Consider the following 17,724-nt stretch of genomic DNA (forward strand, 5'->3'; position numbering starts at 1 on the left):
CGCTCCCGGTCTCAGGGCCGGTAGACGCACTCGGCCAGCGTCGTGTGCTTCTTCCAGCCGAGCGTCTCGTACAGCGCGCGCCCGGCGTCGGTCGCGCCGAGAACGCCGAGGGCCGCGCCGTCCGCCACGGCACGGTCGACGAGCGTACGCATCACGAAGTCGCCCAGCCCGCGCCGCCGATGGGCCGCCGCCGTCACTATCCCGTCCACGACCACGGCTTCCCCGAGGGCCGCCATCCGCCCCTGGGCCGCCTGCTCGCCCGCCGCGTCCCGCACCCGGACGCAGGTGACGGCGCCGACGGACTCCACGGTCGCGGTGTACCCCTCGGGGGCGACCGGGTGCGTGGCCGTCAGGTCGACCGCCATCAGGTGTCCGGTGTCCTCCCAGGCCACCACCCACCCCCGGGGCAGCCAGGGCTCGATCTCCGCCGGCTCCGCGGGCATCTTCATCCAGGTACGCGGCACGGACACCGAGGCGGCGGCGCTGCGGACCCACGACTCCGCGGTCTCGGGCAGGACATGGCGTCCCACCTCGTCGGGGTTGTCGGCCACCTCGATGTAGTACCCCCAGGGCTTCGCGACCGGCGGAGGCGTCCGCCGCGACACGGCCCAGCCCGCCACCCAGGTCGTGACCATCTCTGCCACCATCAGGCCCTCCCGAAGCCATGGCCGTCACCGACGACCATGTAATAGCCACTCATCGAGATAGCACATTACATCGCCCGCGTGGACCGCGGCATCCGGTTTACCCGGAGCGAGCGTTGCGAGGGGGCCGCGCGTGCCCCACGGCGCTGCTGAAATGGTGTCAATACCAGGGGGCGGAACGGGTACGCGGAGAGGTGAAAGCCGCCGCAACGGAGCGGCAGGTGTCCGTTCGGGCCGGCGGATGTGTTGCCGGCCCCATAGGAAAGGTCACCATGCTCTTCCTGGTTGTAGCTCTTTTCCTTTTCGGTGTTCTGCTGGGGACCGCGGGGCACGTTCCCGTGCCCGTCACCGTGACCGCCGGCATTGTTGTCGCCGCGTGGCTGGTCGTGTTCTTCCTGCGGGAACGCCGTAAGTCGACCAACTCCCTCAAGGAGGCCCGCCGATGACCTCCACCTGGATTCCGCTGAAGACCGGTCCGCATCCTCAGGCGGACCGTATGGCCGTTGCCGCGTTCGTCTGCGGACTGGTGGGCGTCCTGGTCTTCAATGTCTTCTTCGGCCCCTGCGCGGTGCTCTTCGGCGTGCTCGCGCTGGCCCGCGGCACGATCCGCAGGCTGCGTGCCTGGCTGGGGGTGGCCTTCGGGGTGATCGACATCGTGCTGCTGGTGGTGCTGTCGTCGGTCGACGGCAGCGTCAGCTGGCATCTGTGAGCCGCGTCCGGGACCCCGGCCGGCCGGGGTCCCGGACCGGCGGCAGCTCTGCCCGGTGGGAAGGGCGCTGCCGGCGGCCGCCTGGGCTGATCGGCTGACGCATCGGCGGCCCGCTGCGTTCGGCCCCGTTTCCCGTGCAAATATTGCGACCGGCGGGCAGCCGGAATTCTGGCGGGCCGCAGCGCGCCTGCCGAACTGGCGGTTCCGGTCCGCCCGATGAGAAATTCAAAAACGTCGAGTGGAAACGGAAGAATTTCATGGCTGACTTTCTCACCGACATCGAAACGCTCCGGGAGCGGGCACGCCAAGAGATCGAAAAGGGCCCGGTCACCGATGCGTACGGGGCTGACCTGGAGCGGGTGCTGCAGGTGCTGAACGAGGCGCTCGCCACCGAGATCGTGTGCACGCTGCGGTACAAGCGGCACTACTACACGGCTTCCGGGCTGTATTCGGAGCCGGTCGCGGCGGAGTTCCTGGAGCACGCCGCACAGGAACAGGAGCATGCCGACAGGGTGGCCCAGCGCATCGTTCAGCTGGGTGGCAAGCCGGACTTCAACCCGGACACGCTGACGCAGCGCGCGCACGCGAGCTATGACGCCAGTGCCGACCTGGTGGAGATGATCAAGGAGGACCTGGTGGCCGAGCGGGTGGCCATCGCGGCGTACACCGAAATCGCCCAATGGCTCGGGGACGGCGACCCCACCACCCGGCGGGTCTTCGAGGATCTGCTGGCGCAGGAGGAAGAGCACGCGGACGATTTGCGGGGGCTGCTGGAGCGGATTCCCCAGGACGCCAGGCGCTGATGAGCCAGGTGGCCCGCAGGGGATACGGCAGGGCGGGCGCCCCGGGGGTCGGGGCGCCCGCCCTGCCGTGTGGGCCGCTGCGGGCCGCGGCTGCGGCCGCGGTTCCGGTCGGCGTCCGGCGTCAGCGTTCGGTGAGCATGCCGGCGCGGAGCTTGCCGAGGGTGCGGCTGAGCAGGCGGGAGACGTGCATCTGGGAGACGCCGAGTTCCGCGCCGATCTCCGCCTGGGTGAGTTCCTGCCCGAAGCGCAGCTCGATGAGGCGGTGCTCCCGCGCGTCCAGCTTCTCCATCAGCGGTGCGAGGGTCTGCAGGTTCTCGACCTTCTCCATCGCCGGGTCCTCTTCCCCGATGAGGTCGGCGACGGTACGGCTCTGCTCGGCCGGGGCGGAGTCGGTGGGGGTGTCCAGCGAGCCGGCGGTGTAGCCGTTGGCCGCGACGATGCCCTCGATGACCTCGTCCTCCGAGAGGTTCAGATGGGTCGCGAGTTCATGGACGGTGGGGTCGCGGTCGAGCTTGTTGTGCAGCTGTTCCTTGGCCTTCGCCAGGTCGCTGCGGAGTTCCTGCAGACGGCGCGGGACGTGCACGGCCCATCCGGTGTCCCGGAAGAAGCGCTTCATCTCGCCGAGGATGTAGGGGATGGCGAAGGTGGAGAACTCCACCTCGCGAGTGAGGTCGAAGCGGTCGATGGCCTTGATCAGGCCGATGGTGCCGACCTGGACGATGTCCTCCATGTCGTCGCCGCGGTTGCGGTAGCGACGGGCCACGTAGCGGACCATCGACATGTTCATCTCGATGAGCGTGTTGCGCGCGTACTGGTACGCGTGGGTGCCCTCCTCGAGGTCCTGCAGCCGGTCGAAGAACTGCTTGGACAGCTCACGCGCGTCCGCCGGCGCCACCTCGGCCGGGAACCGGACCTCAGGAAGGTCCGTGGTCGGCTCGGTCCGCTGCTCGATCGCGGTGTCACTCACGACGGTGGTCATCACGCCTCCCTGTGCACTCGACGTTCGCGGGTGCCACAGCGCCCGCCTACCCCGTCGCGGTCAGGTCATGCCGACCAATTGATCGTCATCGCAACTGCAGGGTGACGTGGATGGCCTTGCCGTGAGCGGTGTGCACGATGTCGACGGACGTGGCGAGTTGGCACACCATCGGCCAGCCGTAGCCGCCGATGTCGCCGGGTCGGTGGCGGGAGGCGGTGGCGGGGAGCTGCGGGCTGGCGTCCTCGACGCGGAGTTCGAGCCGGTCGTCGGTGATGCGCGCGGTGAAGGCGGTCACACCACCCGCGTGCCGGTGCGCGTTGGTGACCAGTTCCGAAGTGATCAGCAGGGCATCCGTCAGCACCACCTCGTCGAGGGATTCGGGACGGGAGTGCAGGAGGGCGTGTACGCGATCGCGCGCCTGCGCTGCCGTCGCCGGTCTCTCCACTGCCTTTGTCACCGTTTCACACCTCCTCATGGAACATTCGGGCGAGTTGTCGTATTTCGCCTGCCCGCCCGGTACCGGTGCGGGTTCGCCGCCAGTCATTGATTTTTCACCATCCTCGCGCCTGCCGAGCGTCTCGGGGCGGTAAAGGGCATATCGGCCCGGTCATCCCGGGGCGACGGGGTGGCGCCGGGAGCGTACCGGGAACGGCGCGGGAGGGTGCCACCTTGAGCGGAAGGTGCGTGCGGAGCGGGGCGGGGCCGGCCCGTGATCCGGGGCGCCGGGGCGGTCGCGTGACCTCCTTCACGTGACCACGTTCACGTGAACGGCGCGGCGGCCTTCACCGGATCGGCGTGACCGCCTTCACGTTGCCGGGCGGCTGCGGGGCGTCGTCGGGCGCCGGTCCGTGGACCCGTCGGTGGGTCAGGGCCCACCAGATCTCCGCGAGGTCGGCCGGGTCGCGCAGGTTGGTTCCGGTGCACTCCTCGAAGCGCCGGAGACGGTTGCGCAGGGTGTTGGGGTGGACGTACAGGAGGCGTGCGGCGGCCTCCAGGCGCATGCCCTGGCGCAGGTAGGCGGCCGCGGCCTCCTCCAACTGGGCGCCCTCCTCGCCCCGTTCGGCCAGCGGGGCCAGGCGCAGCCGTACCAGTGCCTCGCCGACGGCCGGCATCGCCACGACCGTGGCGCGCAGGCCCAGCTCCTCGCGGGTGTGGACGCCGGTGAGTCCCGAGCCGACGGCCGCGCGCAGGGCCTGGGTGGCGTGGGTGAATTCGGCGGCGGCCCCGGACGCGGGCGCCGGGGCGCCCAGCCCGACGACCAGGCCGCGGCACAGTCCGTCAGGTCGCCCGGCCAGCAGCCCCGCCGCATCCCCGTCCACGGTGGTGACCAGGGGCCGGCCCGCGGCGTCCAGGGCGAGCCAGGGGCGCAGCAGCTCGACGGCGCGGGCCAGCACGCCGTCTCCGGAGCCTGCCGGGGCAGGGGAGTGGCGGGCCGCCGCCCCGGGGCCGGCCCCTGCTGTGGGTACCGGGCCGGCGACGTCGGCCCCGGGGAGGTGCGGCAGTCGTGCGCGGAACGGGGTGCGGAGGACGCTCCCGTCGTACGCGGCGTCGACCGACCCGTCACCGGGGGCGTCCGGTCGTGCCTCGCCGAGCAGCAGCGCGCGGACCAGCGCGGCTCGTCCGCGGTCCGTCGACGTCCGGTCCCGGTTGCCGGTTCCGCAGCTGCGGACGATGCGCAACGTGGTGGCGTTGGCCCAGGCGCGCAGCGTCTCGGCGATCGGCAGCAGGTCCTCGGCGGTGGCGTGCCGGGCCGCCATCTCCTCGCCGAACCGCCGCCAGACGATCTCCGAGCCGATGCGGTACGCCGAGATGATGTCCTCGACGGGCAAGGAGCCGGCCAGGGCGGTCACCTCGTCGAGGTGCCCGGCGGGGAGTTCGTACGTCCGGTCGCCACCGCTCGCGGCGCCCCGGGGGGACCGGCGGGCCTCGTCGGACCAGCGCTGCACCAGCGTCAGGCCGTTGCGCAGGGCCGCCGCCACCCGCGGCCGGAGGCGGTCCGCCGACAGCGCCGCGTAGGAGGGGAGTTGGGCGCGGAGGCCCTCGACGACGTCGTCGCTGAGGGCGTCGAATCCGGCGTGCAGGGCGGCGACGGCCTCCGGCACCTTTGTGGAACTCTCCACCCGTCCCCTCCCGACTCGGTGTCTTTCCCCATGGCGAAAGCGATCATTCGTCGCCATGCTACGAGGAAGCCGCCCGAACCCCTACAGATGTTCGAACTTGGACGAAGTCCGTGGGGTCGTCGGGAACCGTTTCCGTGCGGTCGCCGGAACCCCGCCTGTGCGCGGTCGCCGATCCGTCCGCCGCGCGGGACGCGGCTTCTCACCCCACCCCCCTCAGCAAGGATTTCCATGGCCGTTTCCTGGCGTCGTATCGCCGTGCCCGCCGCCGCGCTCGGTGTACTCGTCCCTGCCGCCCTCGGCACCCACGCCCTGCTCTCCGACTCCGGGGACGCCGGCCCCTCGACGGCCGGCGCGCAGCCCTCCGCGCCCGCGGCCCCGGGGGCGGTGCCGGACGACGCCGCAGCCACCGGCCCGGAGGGCGCCGCTGTCGTCGCCAAGCCGTCCAACGCGCCCTCCGGTTCCGGGGGTTCGACCGCCGTGCGGCTCTCGTCGTACGACGCCCGGGGTCGGCGGGCGGTGCTGGAACCGGCCGCCGGCCGGGTCGTGCGCACGGGCGATGTCATCGCGGCGGCGCCGAACCGGCACGCCCCCTCCGGTGCGCTGTTCAAGGTGGACAAGGTCACCGGTTCCCGGGGCCGTGAGGTACGGGTGACCACCGTCCCGGCGACGCTTCCCGAGGTGCTGGGCGACCGGAAGGTGGACCGCCGGGCGGTGTTGCGCGGCGGTGAACTCAGCGTGCGGCCGCTGTCCGCCGGTGTCACGGTACGCACGCCGTCCGACGCTCCCGGCCGGGACGGTGAGGCATCGCCCACGCCGTCCGGCGGTGCGGGCGGGCCGTCCGACGGGGCGACCGCTCCGGCCGGCTCCGGTGACGCGCCGGGCGAGGGTTCGCCGAGCCCGTCGGCCTCCGCGTCCGGCGTGCCCGGTGCCCGGTCGGGCCTTACGAGGACGCGCGCCACGCACACGTCCGTGCGCCGGGCGCTGCCGGCCGGCGCGGCGAAGGGGCTGGGCGCGCTGCGGCTCGGTGTCGACGTGCCGCTGCCCAAGGGTGTGGAGGCGACCGACAAGTCCCGGGCCCGGCTCTCCGGCGAGGTGTCGTTCCGGCCCGAGCTGATCTTCCGCTACGACCGGCGCGGCGGGCTGAACCTGCTGCCGGAGCGCGCGGCCGTCGGGCTCGGCGGTTCCTACAGTTACGGCTGGCAGGTGCACGGCAAGGTGCGCGGTGTCGCCGACACCGGGCAGGTCGCGGTGCCGCTGGCGGCGGTCACCGGGCGGCACGTCTTCTGGGTGGGCCCGGTGCCCGTGGTGGTCAGCACCGAGGTCACCTTCACCTACCGCTTCACCGCCGGCGGGCGGATCGTGCTCGACGCCGACCAGCGCACCTCCGGGTCGTTCGCCGTCGGCGCGCAGTACGACCGCGCGCACGGGTGGCAGCCGCTGCACACGGCGCAGCAGCAGACCAAGGGCGCCACGCCCCGGGTCGAGGGCGCGGCCTCCGCGACGGCCCGGATCGGGGCCCGGGCCGAGGTGTTCCTCTACGACACGGCGGGCGTGGGCGGCGATCTGTCCGTCCACCTCACCGGACGTGCGGCGGCGGCCACCGGCGGTGGCGCCCCGGCATGGGCCCTCAGCGCGGGCTACGACCTGCGGACCCAGCTGATGCTCCAGCTGAAGATCTTCGGCATCCAGGTCGTCGATCTGCGGACCACGCCGTTCGCCCTGCACGACGAGCGCAAGCTCTTCGGGCGCGGGAAGCTGCCGCGGGCCTGAGCCGGCGGGGGAGGGGGCGTCCGACCGGCTTCCGGGCCGGGGCGGGCGCCCCCACGGCGGGGGCCGCGGCTGTGATACCTCGCACATCACACCGCGACAACTGGTGAATGACTGGCCTGTCCGTGTATGCCTGGTATTTGCCCAGATGGCTGATCGAGGAATGTGGATCTCCCCTGTGGATCTCCCTATTCCGAAGAACGTGGCATGCCGGTCGGTGAGTGATCAAGCAATTGATTGCAGGCCCCGTTCCATGAGATCGGCCGTGTCGATTGGGGGATTGTCCGAGAGGGGCGTCACGACATCGTGAATCGTCTGAAGGTGGCGGCGACCGCACTCGCCGCCGGTGCACTCGTAGCCGTTCCCGCAATCGCCGAAGCCGTCGCACAGCCCGCACAGCCCGCACAGCCCGCCCCCGCGCCGCGGGCCGCGGCGGCCGGGCCGACCGGGGTGGCCGGTAAGTGGACGAAGAAATTCGCCGATGAATTCAACGGGACGAAGCTCGCGGACACCTGGACACCCGGATGGTTCGGGTCCGGGGTCACCGCCCCGATCAACGGCGACGAGCAGGCGTGCTACGACTCACGCCAGGTCTCCCTGCCCGGCGACGGCGCGCTGCACCTGAAGGCGTCCGCCCGTCCCTCGACCTGCGACGGCAAGGCAAAGCCGAATACCGGGTCGCTGGTCAATTCCAACGGAAAGTTCCATTACCGCTACGGCCTCGTGGAATGGCGGGCGTACATTCCGCCGAGCGGCACGCGCATGGCGAACTGGCCGGCGTTGTGGTCCAACGGGGAGAATTGGCCGGCGGACGGCGAGAACGACACCATGGAGGGCCTGGGCGGCAACGCCTGCTTCCATTTCCATTCGCCTTCGGGCGGCCCGGGCAACTGCGCGGCCGGGAATCACACCGGCTGGCACACGTTCGCCTCCGATTGGGAGCCCGGCAGCGTCACCTACTACTACGACGGTGTGAAGGTGGGCCGGATCGCCTCGGGCGTCACCAGCTCCCCGCAGTACCTGATCATGAATCACACCGTGTCGTCGGCCCTCGGCGGCCCGACCGTACTGCCCGGGGACATGAAGGTCGATTACGTACGGGTCTGGCAGCACTGAGGCCCGCCGGAGGGGGCCGCGACGCCACCCGACATACTGCGTGCGATCTTGCTCCCCGCTCCGAAGGGAACGCGCGCCGTGTCCTCTCCTGCCGAACCCGTCCTCCTGCGCACCTCGGTCGTCATCATCGGTGCCGGACCCGCCGGGCTGACCACGGCCAATGTGCTGCGCGCCGCCGGTGTCGACTGCGTGGTGCTGGAGGCGGAGAGCCGGGAGTTCGTCGAGCAGCGGCCCCGCGCGGGCTTCATCGAGGAGTGGGTGGTGCGCGCGCTGGACCGGCGCGGCCTGGCCGACCGGCTGCTCGAACGCGCCGAGACGCAGGGGCAGTTCGAGTTCCGCTTCGACGGTGAGCGGCACACCGTCCCGACGGCACAGCTGCCGGGACGGCGTCATTTCGTCTATCCGCAGCCCCTGTTGGTCACCGACCTGGTCGCGTCGTACGTGGACCGGGCGGCCGGCGACGCCCGCTTCGGCGTCCGGGACGTGCGGCTGCACGACATCGACGGGGAGCGGCCCGCGGTCTCCTGGACCGACCCCGCGACCGGCGTACGGCACCGTATCGAGTGCGACTTCATCGCGGGCTGCGACGGGGCGCGCGGGGTGAGCCGGGCGGCGATACCCGCGGGGAAGACCCTGCTCACCCGCTACGACCACGGTGTCGCCTGGCTGGCGCTGCTCGCCGAGGCGCCGCCGTCCGCGGACGGGGTGGTCTTCGGCATCCACGGGAGCGGGTTCGGCGCGCACATGGCGCGCAGCCCCGAGGTCACCCGCTACTACCTCCAGGTCGCCCCCGGGGAGGACGCCGCCAACTGGCCGCACGCACGGGTGTGGGAGGCGCTGCACACCCGACTCGCGGCGGCCGGCGCCCGGCCGCTGACCGAAGGGCCACTGCTCGAAAAGGTGGTCCTGGACATGCACAACTACGTGGTGGAGCCGATGACGTACGGTCGGCTCCTCCTCGCCGGCGACGCGGCGCATCTGGTCGCGCCGATCGCCGCCAAGGGCATGAACCTCGCCCTCAACGACGCGCTGCTGCTCGCCGACGCGCTGATCGCGCACTACCGGGGCGACGACAGCGGCCTGGCCGGCTACTCCCAGGCGTGTCTGCGCCGGGTCTGGCAGTACCTGGAGTTCTCGCAGTGGCTGTCCGAGGTGCTGCACGGCGCCTCCTCCGGCGACCGCTTCCGGGCCGGTACGGCATCGGCCCGGCTGCGGCGCCTGCTGGGCTCCGACACCGCCGCGAGGGCGTTCGCCGGCCTGTACCTCGGCGAGGAAGCCGACCTGTAACACTGGACGAGGTGCCGCTGCGAAGTGGTAGAAATTCCGCGAAAGATCTTTGAGATACGGAGAAGGGAGACGCCATGTCCTCGAAGCGCCGTCGTAAGAAGAAGGCCCGCCGCAAGGGAGCCAACCACGGCAAGCGGCCCCAGTGCTGAAGCCGAAACCCTGAGCGGCCTCGGCCGGCAAGGCATCCGTGGGCTCCCCGCCCCCGTACGTACGCGTACGGGCGCGGGGGCCCACGGCGTTTGTCACCGGGCCGTTCCCGCCCCGCCCGTCGGCGCCGTCGGGCTGCCGTCAGGGCTTCGTCAGGGCCTCGGCTATCCGCAGGGTCGCCTGAAGCTGGCTCGCATCGCGGTGGGTCGGGTTGAACGAGAGGACGGCGCGGCGCTGTTGGTCCCGGGTGGCGACCATGGCCGAGGCGTAGCCGTACCGTTCACCGGTCTTGCCCCAGAAGGTCACGCCGTTCATCGTCACGGTCTGCAGTCCCGCTCCGTAGCGCGCGGGGCTGCCGTCAACCATCCGTACGTCGTCCGGGGGGAGGGTGAACATCGCCTCCAGCTCGCGGGGCGGCAGGAGTTCGCCGGAGAACAGGGCGGTGAGGAAGCGGTCCAGGTCACCGGTCGTGGAGACCATTTCGCCCTCGCCCCATGCCTCCGTCTGGTCGTAGTCGGTGATGTCCAGCAGCGACCCGTCGGTCATCCTCAGGTAGCCGTGCACGTGCGGCCCGTGGAGGCGCGGGTCGTCGCCGGGCAGGGAGGTGTGCCGCAGGCTCAGCGGGCGCAGCAGGCGATGCCCGATCACCTCGCCGTAGGGCCGGCCGGTCAGCCGCTCGATCAGCAGCGCCAGCAGCACGTAGTTGATGCCGCGGTACTCCTGCGCGGTGCCGGGGGTGAACTTCACCGAGCCGTGCGCCACCATCGCCACGATCTGCCGCGGCGTCCACCGGTCGTAGCGGTGCCGGGCGATGGCCTCGGGGGTGGACAGGTCCGGCCCACCCTCCTCGTCGGGGAGCCCGCTGGTGTGGTTCAACAGCTGGCGCACCGAGATCGGCGGGAAGCCGCTCGGCAGCAGGCCCGGCAGATGGCGCTGGACCGGCGCTTCGAGCCGCAGCTGCCCCTCCGCGACGAGTTGCAGCACCACCGTCGCCACGAACACCTTGGTGATGCTGCCGATGCGGAAGGTGTCCCGCGCCTCGACCGCCCGGCCGGTGGCCCGGTCGGCGACGCCCGCGGTGCCGTACCACCGCCCCGCCGAGCCGCTCACCCGCAGCTGGGCGGCGGTCAGCTCGGGGTGCTCCAGGTCGCTCAGGGCGGCCCGGAGAGCGGGGGCGTTCAGCGGAGGGACGGGTGCGGCCGGCGGCACCGGAGGACGGGCCGGCCCGGCCGCCGGCCGCGGCGCGGGCCGGCGTGCGGCGGCCCGCGCGGGCCCCGCCGTCGCGGCGAGCACCGCACCGGACAGCGCGACCCCCACAACTGCCCTGCGTGACAAGGAAGAAGAACGCTGTTGACTCATGGCTCACAGCTTTCCGTCTCCCCGCCGTCCTGCCGTCAGGGCTTTCCCTGACCCGCCCCTGAGCCGTCCCCGACCCGCCCCCGAGACCGCCCGGCGCCGTCTCGGGTGGAGGGCGGCCCTTTCCCGCTCTAGCGTGGAATGACGTACTCCTTCCGAAGGAGTCTGTTGCCATGTCACTGGGCCGCAACGAGCCCGCCGAAGGCGACCGGCGCGAGCCTGTCGACGACGGCCGGGACCTGTCAGTCGACGCCGGCCGGCGTGCGCCCGCCGACGCCGGCCGAGGCACGTCGGCCGACGAGGGCCGGCTGGCGCAGCTGCTCGACAGCCCCGTCGTGGGCATGTCGCCGTGGATCGCGATGTCGGTGCTCGTCGGCCCGGGCCGCTACGAACTGGCGGTGGGGATCTCCCTCGCCCTGGCCGTGGCCCTCGTCGTCCTCGGGCGGGTCCGCCACCGGGGCAGTTCCCTGAAGATCCTGGAAGTCGCCGATGTGGTCTTCTTCGCGGCGATGGCCGTGATCGGCGTGTTCGCCTCGCAGGGCACGATCGGCTGGCTGGAGAACTACTCGGGCGAGGTCTCCAACATCGCGCTGACGGTGATCGCGCTGGGATCCATGGCCGTCGGGGTGCCCTTCACCATCCAGTACGTCCGGGAGCAGGTTCCCCGCGAGCGCTGGAGCGATCCGCTGTTCCTGCGGACCAACTACCTCATCACGGGAGCCTGGGGCGCGGCCTTCGCGGTGGCGGCGCTCGCCGGTGCCTACGGCGACCTGGTCCTGCACAACTCCAACAACCTGTGGACCGGCTGGGTCATCCAGATCGCGGCCATCATCGTGGCGCTCCAGTTCACGCGCTGGTACCCGGACGTCGTCCGTGCCCGTGCGCTGCGCGAACGCGGCCTGCCCGGGCCTCCTGAGCCGCCCCTCAGCGCCCTGCTGGTGCCCCTGGCGGGCTATCTGACCCCGGTGGGCATCCTGGTCCTCGCCCTCGACGCGGGCCCGACCTGGCTCGGCGTCGGACTCATCGTCGTCGGCGTAGTGCTCGTCAGGTCGCTGAGCCGGACGCCGTCGGCGGAGCCCGGTGTGCGAGGGTAAGGGGTGGCGGGGAAGCGCGGAGAGGGCCCCGGAGGGCTCGAAAGGGCCGGGGAACCTGGGCGGTATGCCCCGGTTGGCGGCAGATATAACCAGGTGTCCTAGAATCGGCGGATGATCTTCATCGTCGTCAAGTTCCCCGTCAAGCCCGAGCACACCGAGGAGTGGCCCCGGCACGTCGAAGCCTTCACCCGCGCCACCCGCGCCGAACCCGGCAACCTGTGGTTCGAGTGGTCCCGCAGCCTGGAGGAGCCGGACACCTACGTCCTGGTCGAGGCGTTCCGGGACGACGCCGCCGAGGCGCACGTCAACTCCGACCACTTCCGCGCCGGGATCGAGACCATGCGTCCCCTGCTGCGCCGTACCCCCGACATCGTGAGCACCACGATCGAGGGTGCCGACGGCTGGAGCGCGATGGGTGAGATCACCATCGACTGATCCGTCGACCGACGCCGGACCCCGCAGGTCCACGGCACGGGGACCCGCCCGCGGCACCTCCGGCCGGCCCTACCCGACCAGGTGCCCCAGGAACCAGTCCCGGGCGAGTTCCGCGACCTGGTCCAGGGCGCCGGGCTCCTCGAAGAGGTGGGTGGCGCCCGGGATCACTTCCAGGTGGGACTCGCAGCGCAGCGCCGCCTCGGCCTCCCGGTTGAGGTCGAGCACCTGCGGGTCGTTGCCGCCGACGATGAGCAGCGTCGGCGCCCGTACGCCGGCGAGCAGCGGGCCCGCGAGGTCCGGGCGCCCGCCACGGGAGACCACCGCGCCGATGTCCGCGTCGGGGGCGGACGCGGCCCGCAGCGCCGCGGCGGCGCCGGTGCTGGCGCCGAAGTAGCCGATCGGTACGGCGGCCCGGCCGCGCAGCCACTCGGTGGCGTCGGTCAGCCGGTCGGCGAGGGTCTCGATGGCGAAGACGTTCGCCCGGTTGGCCTCCTCCGCCGGTGTGAGCAGGTCGAAGAGCAGCGTGCCCAGACCGGCCCGGTTGAGGGCCTCGGCGACATGGCGGTTGCGCGGACTGTGCCGGCTGCTGCCCGAGCCGTGGGCGAACATCACGATGGCCTTGGCGCCGGCGGGCAGATTGAGGTCCCCGGTCAGCCGGACCCCGCAGGCGTCGATGGCCACCTCCTCCGCCACGTCGGCGTCCGCGGGCCCGGTCGCCGCCCCGGTGTCCATCCCGTCCGCGGCCGTCCCGTCCGCGGCCCGGGCCAGCAGCGAGACCACCTCGTCGTCGGGGGTCTGGGAGAAGTCCTGGTACCACTCGCCGACGGCGGAGAAGCCGAACGGGGTGGAGAGGCAGACGAATTCATCGGCCGCGTCCCGCAGCCGCTGCGCCGCGTCCGGTGGCGCCACCGGGACCGCGAGCACCACCCGGGACGCGCCCTGGGCCCGTACCACCTCGCACGCGGCCGCCGCCGTCGCGCCGGTGGCGATGCCGTCGTCCACCACGATCGCGGTACGCCCCGCCAGGTCCAGCCGCGGCCGTCCGTCGCGGAACCGGTGCGCCTGCCGTGCGAGTTCCGCCGCCTCGGCGTGCTCCACGGAGGCCAGGTCGGCCTGTTCCAGCCGGCCGCGGCGCACGATGTCGTCGCTGATCACGCGGACCCCGCCCTCGCCGATCGCGCCGAAGCCCAGCTCGCGCTGGTAGGGGACCCCCAGCTTGCGGACCACGATCACGTCGAGCTGCGCCCCCAGCGCCCGGGCCACCTGGTACGCGACCGGGACGCCGCCGCGCGGCAGCCCCAGCACGACCGGATCCTCCCCCTCCAGGTGCCGTAGCGCTTCGGCCAGGCGCTGCCCCGCATCCGTACGGTCGGTGAACAGCACAGTGTGTGCACCCCCTACTCAGGGGAGAGGAAGCCACGTCCACACCTCAATTTCGAAATAACCCCAGATGCCGGAACATCGCAAGTCGGGCGGCCGGTGCACGCCCGTCGGCGGCAGCGCTGGTTACCGTCGGCGTATGGACGGAATCGGAGCGGTGCTGATCGATATCGACGGTGTGCTCACGGTGTCGTGGCGGGCGCTGCCCGGAACCGTCCGGGCCCTGGAACGGCTGCGGGCCGCGGGCCTCCCGCTGGCCCTGGTCACCAACACCACCTCCCGGACCCGGGCTCGGATCGCCGGGAAACTGGCCGACGAGGGCTTCCCGGTCGGCCCCGAGGACATCCTCACCGCCCCCGCCGTCACCGCCCGCTATCTGCGCGAACACCATCCGGACGCACGATGTCTGCTGATCAGCAGCGGCGACGTGGCGGACGATCTCGCGGGGGTGGACATCGTGCCGCCGGGCATGCCGGAGCCCGCCGCGGACGTGGTGGTGTTCGGCGGGGCGGGGGAGGAGTTCAGCTATGCGGCGCTCAACACCGCCTTCCGGTGCCTGCGGTGCGGCGCCCGCCTGGTGGCCATGCACCGGAACCTGTACTGGCGCACGGCGGACGGGCTGGATCTGGACACCGGGGCCTTCCTCCCGGGGCTGGAACGGGCCGCCGGGGTCGAGGCGGAGGTCACCGGCAAACCCTCCGGGGCGTTCTTCGCCACGGCGCTGGCGCACCTCGGCGTGCCCGCTTCCCGGACGCTGATGGTGGGCGACGACATCGAGTCCGATGTGCTGGCGGCCCAGCGCTGCGGGATCACCGGCGTCCTCGTCCGGACCGGCAAGTTCCAGCCGGAGACCCTCCGGGAGGCCGACGGTACTCCGGACGAGGTGCTCGATTCCTTCGCGGAGCTGCCCGCGCTGCTCGGGCTGTGACCTACGACGTGCCGGGCGTGCTGAGCAGGGCCGCGATGTCCGCGGCCGTCCAGTGGCCGCGGGCGCCCGGGCAGCTCGCCAGGTACGCGGCGGCCCGGAGCGGGCTCCACCCGTGGGCTTCGACGATGCCGGCCGCGAGGTGTGCCAGGTAGGCGGCGGCGGGCGGGTTGGGGCGCACGGTGCCGTCGTCGGCGCTCCACGGGGCGGTGAAGGTCAGCACCGGTGCGCCGTCCAGCAGCCCGGCGCACACCAGGGTTTCGTAGCGTCCCGGGCCGATCCGGGCGCGGCCGTGGGTGAGGACCTCGCTCAGGTCGAGGTCCTCGCCCGGCTCGCGGTACATCTCCTGGGCGGCGAGATCGGAGAACTGTTCCGCCGTCAGGAGGTAGGCGCGGGCGGGCACTTCGGGCGTCGTACCGGCCGGACCGTCGCCGCCCCGGCCGGCGCGGCCCGGTCCGCGGGCCGGGTCGTAGAAGGCCCGGCCGCCGGTCCACACCTGCGATTCGGTGGCGAAGTACAGCCGGCCGGGCAGCATGACCGCGGCCGTACGGGCCGGGCCGCGGGGGTCCCGGCAGCCCGGGTGGTCGCGCAGCCCGCCCGGCGGCCGGCCGCCGGCGATATAGCAGGTCAGCCGCCGCAGATGCATGTTGGAGCCGTACGCGGCGTACCAGACCCGCGGGGCGCGGCGCAGCGCGTCGACGGTTTCCGGGCTGCCGTCGAGCACATCGAGACGTCGGGGCCGGATCACTCCCGCACGGTACGCGAGCGCCCGGTCCGGTTCCCGTCCCGCCGCGGGTTTTGCCGCGCACGGTGTGGAGATGCGCACTGGACGGAGGGACGTACCGAAGGACGGAGGCAGTGTGGCGGACGAGGCCGAGGCAACAGGACGGACCGGGGACATACCGCGCGCGGCGAGCCGGCGCCGGATGCTCACCGCGACGGCGGCGGTGGGGCTCGGACTGCTGACGGGGTGCGGGGAGGCGTCCTCCCGCTCCCCGGGCCAGGACCCCGCGCGGACCGCCGCGCCCTCGCCGGGGGGTGCGGGACGCTCACCCTCCCGCGGGTCCGGTACGCCGGGGCCGTCCGGGTCCGGGTCTGCCGCGCCGGGCCGTTCGGGCAGTCCGACGCCCCCGCACCGGCGGCCGGAACTCCCGCGGGGCGGGCGGGAGTTGTTCCCCCGCTACCGGCTGGTGGGGTTCTGCGGCCTGCCCGGTGCCACCGCGCTCGGCCGGCTCGGCATCGGCGATCCCGGGGAGCGGGCGGCCGAGATCGAGAAGGTGGCGCGCTCGTACGCCGCGGGGCGCGAGCCGCTGCCGGTCCTCGAACTGCTGGCCGTGGTCGCCAACTCCTCGCCCGGCCCGGACGGCAGCTACCGCTCGCGGACGCCCGCGGCGACCGTGCGCCGCTTCCACCAACTCGCGCGGCGGCACAAGGCGTTGCTGCTGCTGAACATCCAGCCGGGGCGCGCTTCGGTGCTCGACGAGGTCAAGGCGCTGCGTGACTGGCTGGTCCACCCGGACGTGGGGATCGCGCTCGACCCCGAGTGGGAGATGGCCGCCGGCCAGGTGCCGGGGAACACCTACGGGCGGACCGACGGCCATGAGCTGACCGGTGTCGCGCGCTACCTCTCGGGGCTCGTCAAGGAGCACGACCTGCCGGAGAAACCCCTGGTCTTCCACCAGGTCGCCACCTCCGTCGTGCGCGAGCAGTCCGCGCTGGAGCCGCAGCCGGGGGTGGCGCTGATCAAGAGCGCCGACGGCATCGGCTCGCCGGGCCTGAAGCGCGGGACCTGGCGGCAGCTGGTGCGCGGCCTGCCCGACGGCGTGCACACCGGCTTCAAGCTCTTCTACGAGGAGGACGCCAAGGGCAGCCGCCTGATGACGCCCAAGGAGGTGCTGCGGCTCAAGCCGCGGCCCGAGTACGTGATGTACGAGTGAGCGGGCCCGTCCTCAAACGCCGCTCCACCTTCCGCCGGTTCACAGTGCGACCACGATTTTGCCGTGAACGTGCCTCTCGGCCTGCGTCGTCACGGCTTCGCGAATCCGCTCGACCGGGAAGGTCGCCGCGATCGGAACCGTGATCTCGCCGGAACGGATGGCGTCGGCGATCCGTTCCAGGGCGCCCGGCCCCGCATCGAGGGCGCCCGCCTTGCGCACACCGGGCGGCGTTGCGGGGCCGTCGGCTACGACGGAGATCCGCTCGGGTGCCACGCCGAGCTTGAGCGCGGTCTCGACCACCTCCCTTCCGAACAGGTCGGTTGCGGCGGTGATGCCCTCGGGCGCCAGGGCCCGCACCCGGTCCGTCAGGCCAGGGCCGTACGCCACGGGTTCGGCGCCGAGCCCGCGCAGGAATCCGAACGTGCCCTCGGAGGCGGTGCCGAGCACCCGGGCCCCCGCAAGCTTCGCCAGCTGCACGGCGAAGACGCCCACGCCACCCGCCGCCCCACCGATCAGGACGGTGTCCCCGGCCCGGAGCCCGATCGCGGCGAGCGCGGCGGAGGCCGTCAGACCGGACACCGGAAGCGTGCCCGCCACCTCGTCACGGACGCCCTCCGGGGTGCGCCACAGCGTTGCCGCGGGTGTCTTGACCAGCACGAAATCGGCGACGGACCGGCCGATCGCGGCCCCGTACACCCGCTCGCCGGCCGCGAATCCCGTGGCGCGGGCGCCCACCTCGTCCACCACTCCGGCGAAGTCGCTGCCGAACCCGGCCGGCAGGGTGATGCCGAACCGCGCCGCCATGTCGGGCCGTGTGGTGATTTGCCAATCCATCGGATTCAGCCCGGCGGCTGTGACCCGGACGCGAACCTCGTCCGGTGCGGCGTGCGGCTCGGGTATCTCCTGCAGTTCGAGTACTTCGGGACCGCCGAAACGCCGGTACCGGACAGCTCTGCTCATCGGTGCACTCCTGGCCAGTGATGGGACTTGGTCCCATGGACCGTACACCAGTGATGGGACCAAGT

The 17,724-nt window shown here is 72.5% G+C and carries 18 protein-coding genes; 10 read left to right on the plus strand and 8 right to left on the minus strand.

The features are described from left to right. Positions 1-11: 11 nt before the first annotated feature. On the minus strand, positions 12-647 hold the full coding sequence (locus tag SL103_RS12950; RefSeq protein ID WP_069568996.1) for a GNAT family N-acetyltransferase: 636 nt from the start codon (positions 645-647) through the stop codon (positions 12-14). 269 nt (positions 648-916) lie between these two features. Here SL103_RS12950 and SL103_RS37785 point away from each other — a divergent pair, with 269 nt between their 5' ends. From SL103_RS37785 to SL103_RS12960, 3 genes are all read left to right on the plus strand, one after another. Beyond that, positions 917-1,090, plus strand: coding sequence for a hypothetical protein (locus SL103_RS37785; protein WP_099055411.1), 174 nt, complete (start codon positions 917-919; stop codon positions 1,088-1,090). After that, entirely contained in the window at positions 1,087-1,353 is a 267-nt protein-coding gene (locus SL103_RS12955) for a DUF4190 domain-containing protein (protein ID WP_069568997.1), read from the plus strand. The genes SL103_RS37785 and SL103_RS12955 overlap by 4 nt, the downstream gene beginning before the upstream one ends. A gap of 257 nt (positions 1,354-1,610) precedes the next feature. Next, entirely contained in the window at positions 1,611-2,156 is a 546-nt protein-coding gene (locus SL103_RS12960; protein ID WP_069568998.1) for a ferritin-like domain-containing protein, read from the plus strand. Positions 2,157-2,277: 121 nt separating this feature from the next. Here SL103_RS12960 and SL103_RS12965 read toward each other — a convergent pair whose 3' ends face one another. The 3 genes from SL103_RS12965 to SL103_RS12975 form a co-directional block, all read right to left on the minus strand. Then, positions 2,278-3,135 carry a SigB/SigF/SigG family RNA polymerase sigma factor gene (locus SL103_RS12965; protein WP_069568999.1) on the minus strand — a complete coding sequence of 286 codons (858 nt, stop codon included), beginning with the start codon at positions 3,133-3,135 and terminating at the stop codon, positions 2,278-2,280. 85 nt (positions 3,136-3,220) lie between these two features. Beyond that, on the minus strand, positions 3,221-3,592 hold the full coding sequence (locus SL103_RS12970; protein WP_244303894.1) for an ATP-binding protein: 372 nt from the start codon (positions 3,590-3,592) through the stop codon (positions 3,221-3,223). A 325-nt stretch (positions 3,593-3,917) separates the two neighbouring features. Next, positions 3,918-5,255: a PucR family transcriptional regulator gene (locus tag SL103_RS12975; protein WP_244303895.1), complete on the minus strand. Its 1,338-nt coding sequence runs from the start codon at positions 5,253-5,255 to the stop codon at positions 3,918-3,920. 228 nt (positions 5,256-5,483) lie between these two features. Between SL103_RS12975 and SL103_RS12980 the strand changes: the two genes are divergently transcribed. The 3 genes from SL103_RS12980 to SL103_RS12990 all read left to right on the plus strand — a co-directional run bounded on the left by SL103_RS12980 (position 5,484) and on the right by SL103_RS12990 (position 9,425). Continuing rightward, entirely contained in the window at positions 5,484-7,025 is a 1,542-nt protein-coding gene (locus tag SL103_RS12980) for a hypothetical protein (protein WP_069569002.1), read from the plus strand. A gap of 234 nt (positions 7,026-7,259) precedes the next feature. Further along, the gene (locus SL103_RS12985; RefSeq protein ID WP_079145716.1) at positions 7,260-8,138 is read left to right on the plus strand and encodes a glycoside hydrolase family 16 protein; all 879 of its coding nucleotides are present in this window, start codon (positions 7,260-7,262) and stop codon (positions 8,136-8,138) included. 78 nt (positions 8,139-8,216) lie between these two features. Continuing rightward, positions 8,217-9,425 (plus strand): 4-hydroxybenzoate 3-monooxygenase, encoded by a 1,209-nt coding sequence (locus SL103_RS12990; RefSeq protein ID WP_069569004.1) that lies wholly within the window; start codon positions 8,217-8,219, stop codon positions 9,423-9,425. Positions 9,426-9,713: 288 nt separating this feature from the next. On the opposite strand, the gene SL103_RS12995 is transcribed toward SL103_RS12990, so the two are convergent. Further along, on the minus strand, positions 9,714-10,889 hold the full coding sequence (locus SL103_RS12995; protein WP_244303896.1) for a serine hydrolase domain-containing protein: 1,176 nt from the start codon (positions 10,887-10,889) through the stop codon (positions 9,714-9,716). A 212-nt stretch (positions 10,890-11,101) separates the two neighbouring features. On the opposite strand from SL103_RS12995, the gene SL103_RS13000 reads away from it, so the two are divergent. Beyond that, positions 11,102-12,022, plus strand: coding sequence for a hypothetical protein (locus SL103_RS13000; protein ID WP_244303897.1), 921 nt, complete (start codon positions 11,102-11,104; stop codon positions 12,020-12,022). A 111-nt stretch (positions 12,023-12,133) separates the two neighbouring features. Continuing rightward, positions 12,134-12,457 (plus strand): putative quinol monooxygenase, encoded by a 324-nt coding sequence (locus tag SL103_RS13005; RefSeq protein ID WP_069569006.1) that lies wholly within the window; start codon positions 12,134-12,136, stop codon positions 12,455-12,457. A 69-nt stretch (positions 12,458-12,526) separates the two neighbouring features. Here the strand turns inward: SL103_RS13005 and SL103_RS13010 are convergent, their stop codons facing one another. After that, on the minus strand, positions 12,527-13,840 hold the full coding sequence (locus SL103_RS13010; RefSeq protein ID WP_069569007.1) for a phosphoribosyltransferase family protein: 1,314 nt from the start codon (positions 13,838-13,840) through the stop codon (positions 12,527-12,529). A gap of 136 nt (positions 13,841-13,976) precedes the next feature. On the opposite strand from SL103_RS13010, the gene SL103_RS13015 reads away from it, so the two are divergent. Further along, a complete protein-coding gene (locus tag SL103_RS13015; protein WP_069569008.1) occupies positions 13,977-14,765 on the plus strand; it encodes a TIGR01458 family HAD-type hydrolase in 789 nt (262 codons plus the stop codon). A 1-nt stretch (position 14,766) separates the two neighbouring features. On the opposite strand, the gene SL103_RS13020 is transcribed toward SL103_RS13015, so the two are convergent. Continuing rightward, a complete protein-coding gene (locus SL103_RS13020) occupies positions 14,767-15,510 on the minus strand; it encodes a histone deacetylase (RefSeq protein ID WP_208869853.1) in 744 nt (247 codons plus the stop codon). Positions 15,511-15,580: 70 nt separating this feature from the next. Between SL103_RS13020 and SL103_RS13025 the strand changes: the two genes are divergently transcribed. Beyond that, positions 15,581-16,699 carry a hypothetical protein gene (locus SL103_RS13025; RefSeq protein ID WP_244303898.1) on the plus strand — a complete coding sequence of 373 codons (1,119 nt, stop codon included), beginning with the start codon at positions 15,581-15,583 and terminating at the stop codon, positions 16,697-16,699. A 39-nt stretch (positions 16,700-16,738) separates the two neighbouring features. Here the strand turns inward: SL103_RS13025 and SL103_RS13030 are convergent, their stop codons facing one another. Next, on the minus strand, positions 16,739-17,659 hold the full coding sequence (locus SL103_RS13030; RefSeq protein ID WP_069569009.1) for an NADP-dependent oxidoreductase: 921 nt from the start codon (positions 17,657-17,659) through the stop codon (positions 16,739-16,741). Positions 17,660-17,724 lie beyond the last annotated feature (65 nt).

The sequence above is a fragment of the Streptomyces lydicus genome (assembly GCF_001729485.1).
Lineage (GTDB): Bacteria > Actinomycetota > Actinomycetes > Streptomycetales > Streptomycetaceae > Streptomyces > Streptomyces lydicus_D.

Coding starts and splice junctions, on each gene's coding strand:
- SL103_RS12960 (WP_069568998.1), top strand. CDS start 1,611: ATGGCTGACTTTCTCACCGACATCGAAACGCTCCGGGAGCGGGCACGC.
- SL103_RS13005 (WP_069569006.1), top strand. CDS start 12,134: ATGATCTTCATCGTCGTCAAGTTCCCCGTCAAGCCCGAGCACACCGAG.
- SL103_RS12965 (WP_069568999.1), bottom strand. CDS start 3,135: ATGACCACCGTCGTGAGTGACACCGCGATCGAGCAGCGGACCGAGCCG.
- SL103_RS12955 (WP_069568997.1), top strand. CDS start 1,087: ATGACCTCCACCTGGATTCCGCTGAAGACCGGTCCGCATCCTCAGGCG.
- SL103_RS12950 (WP_069568996.1), bottom strand. CDS start 647: ATGGTGGCAGAGATGGTCACGACCTGGGTGGCGGGCTGGGCCGTGTCG.
- SL103_RS13000 (WP_244303897.1), top strand. CDS start 11,102: ATGTCACTGGGCCGCAACGAGCCCGCCGAAGGCGACCGGCGCGAGCCT.
- SL103_RS13025 (WP_244303898.1), top strand. CDS start 15,581: ATGCGCACTGGACGGAGGGACGTACCGAAGGACGGAGGCAGTGTGGCG.
- SL103_RS13015 (WP_069569008.1), top strand. CDS start 13,977: ATGGACGGAATCGGAGCGGTGCTGATCGATATCGACGGTGTGCTCACG.
- SL103_RS12980 (WP_069569002.1), top strand. CDS start 5,484: ATGGCCGTTTCCTGGCGTCGTATCGCCGTGCCCGCCGCCGCGCTCGGT.
- SL103_RS37785 (WP_099055411.1), top strand. CDS start 917: ATGCTCTTCCTGGTTGTAGCTCTTTTCCTTTTCGGTGTTCTGCTGGGG.
- SL103_RS13030 (WP_069569009.1), bottom strand. CDS start 17,659: ATGAGCAGAGCTGTCCGGTACCGGCGTTTCGGCGGTCCCGAAGTACTC.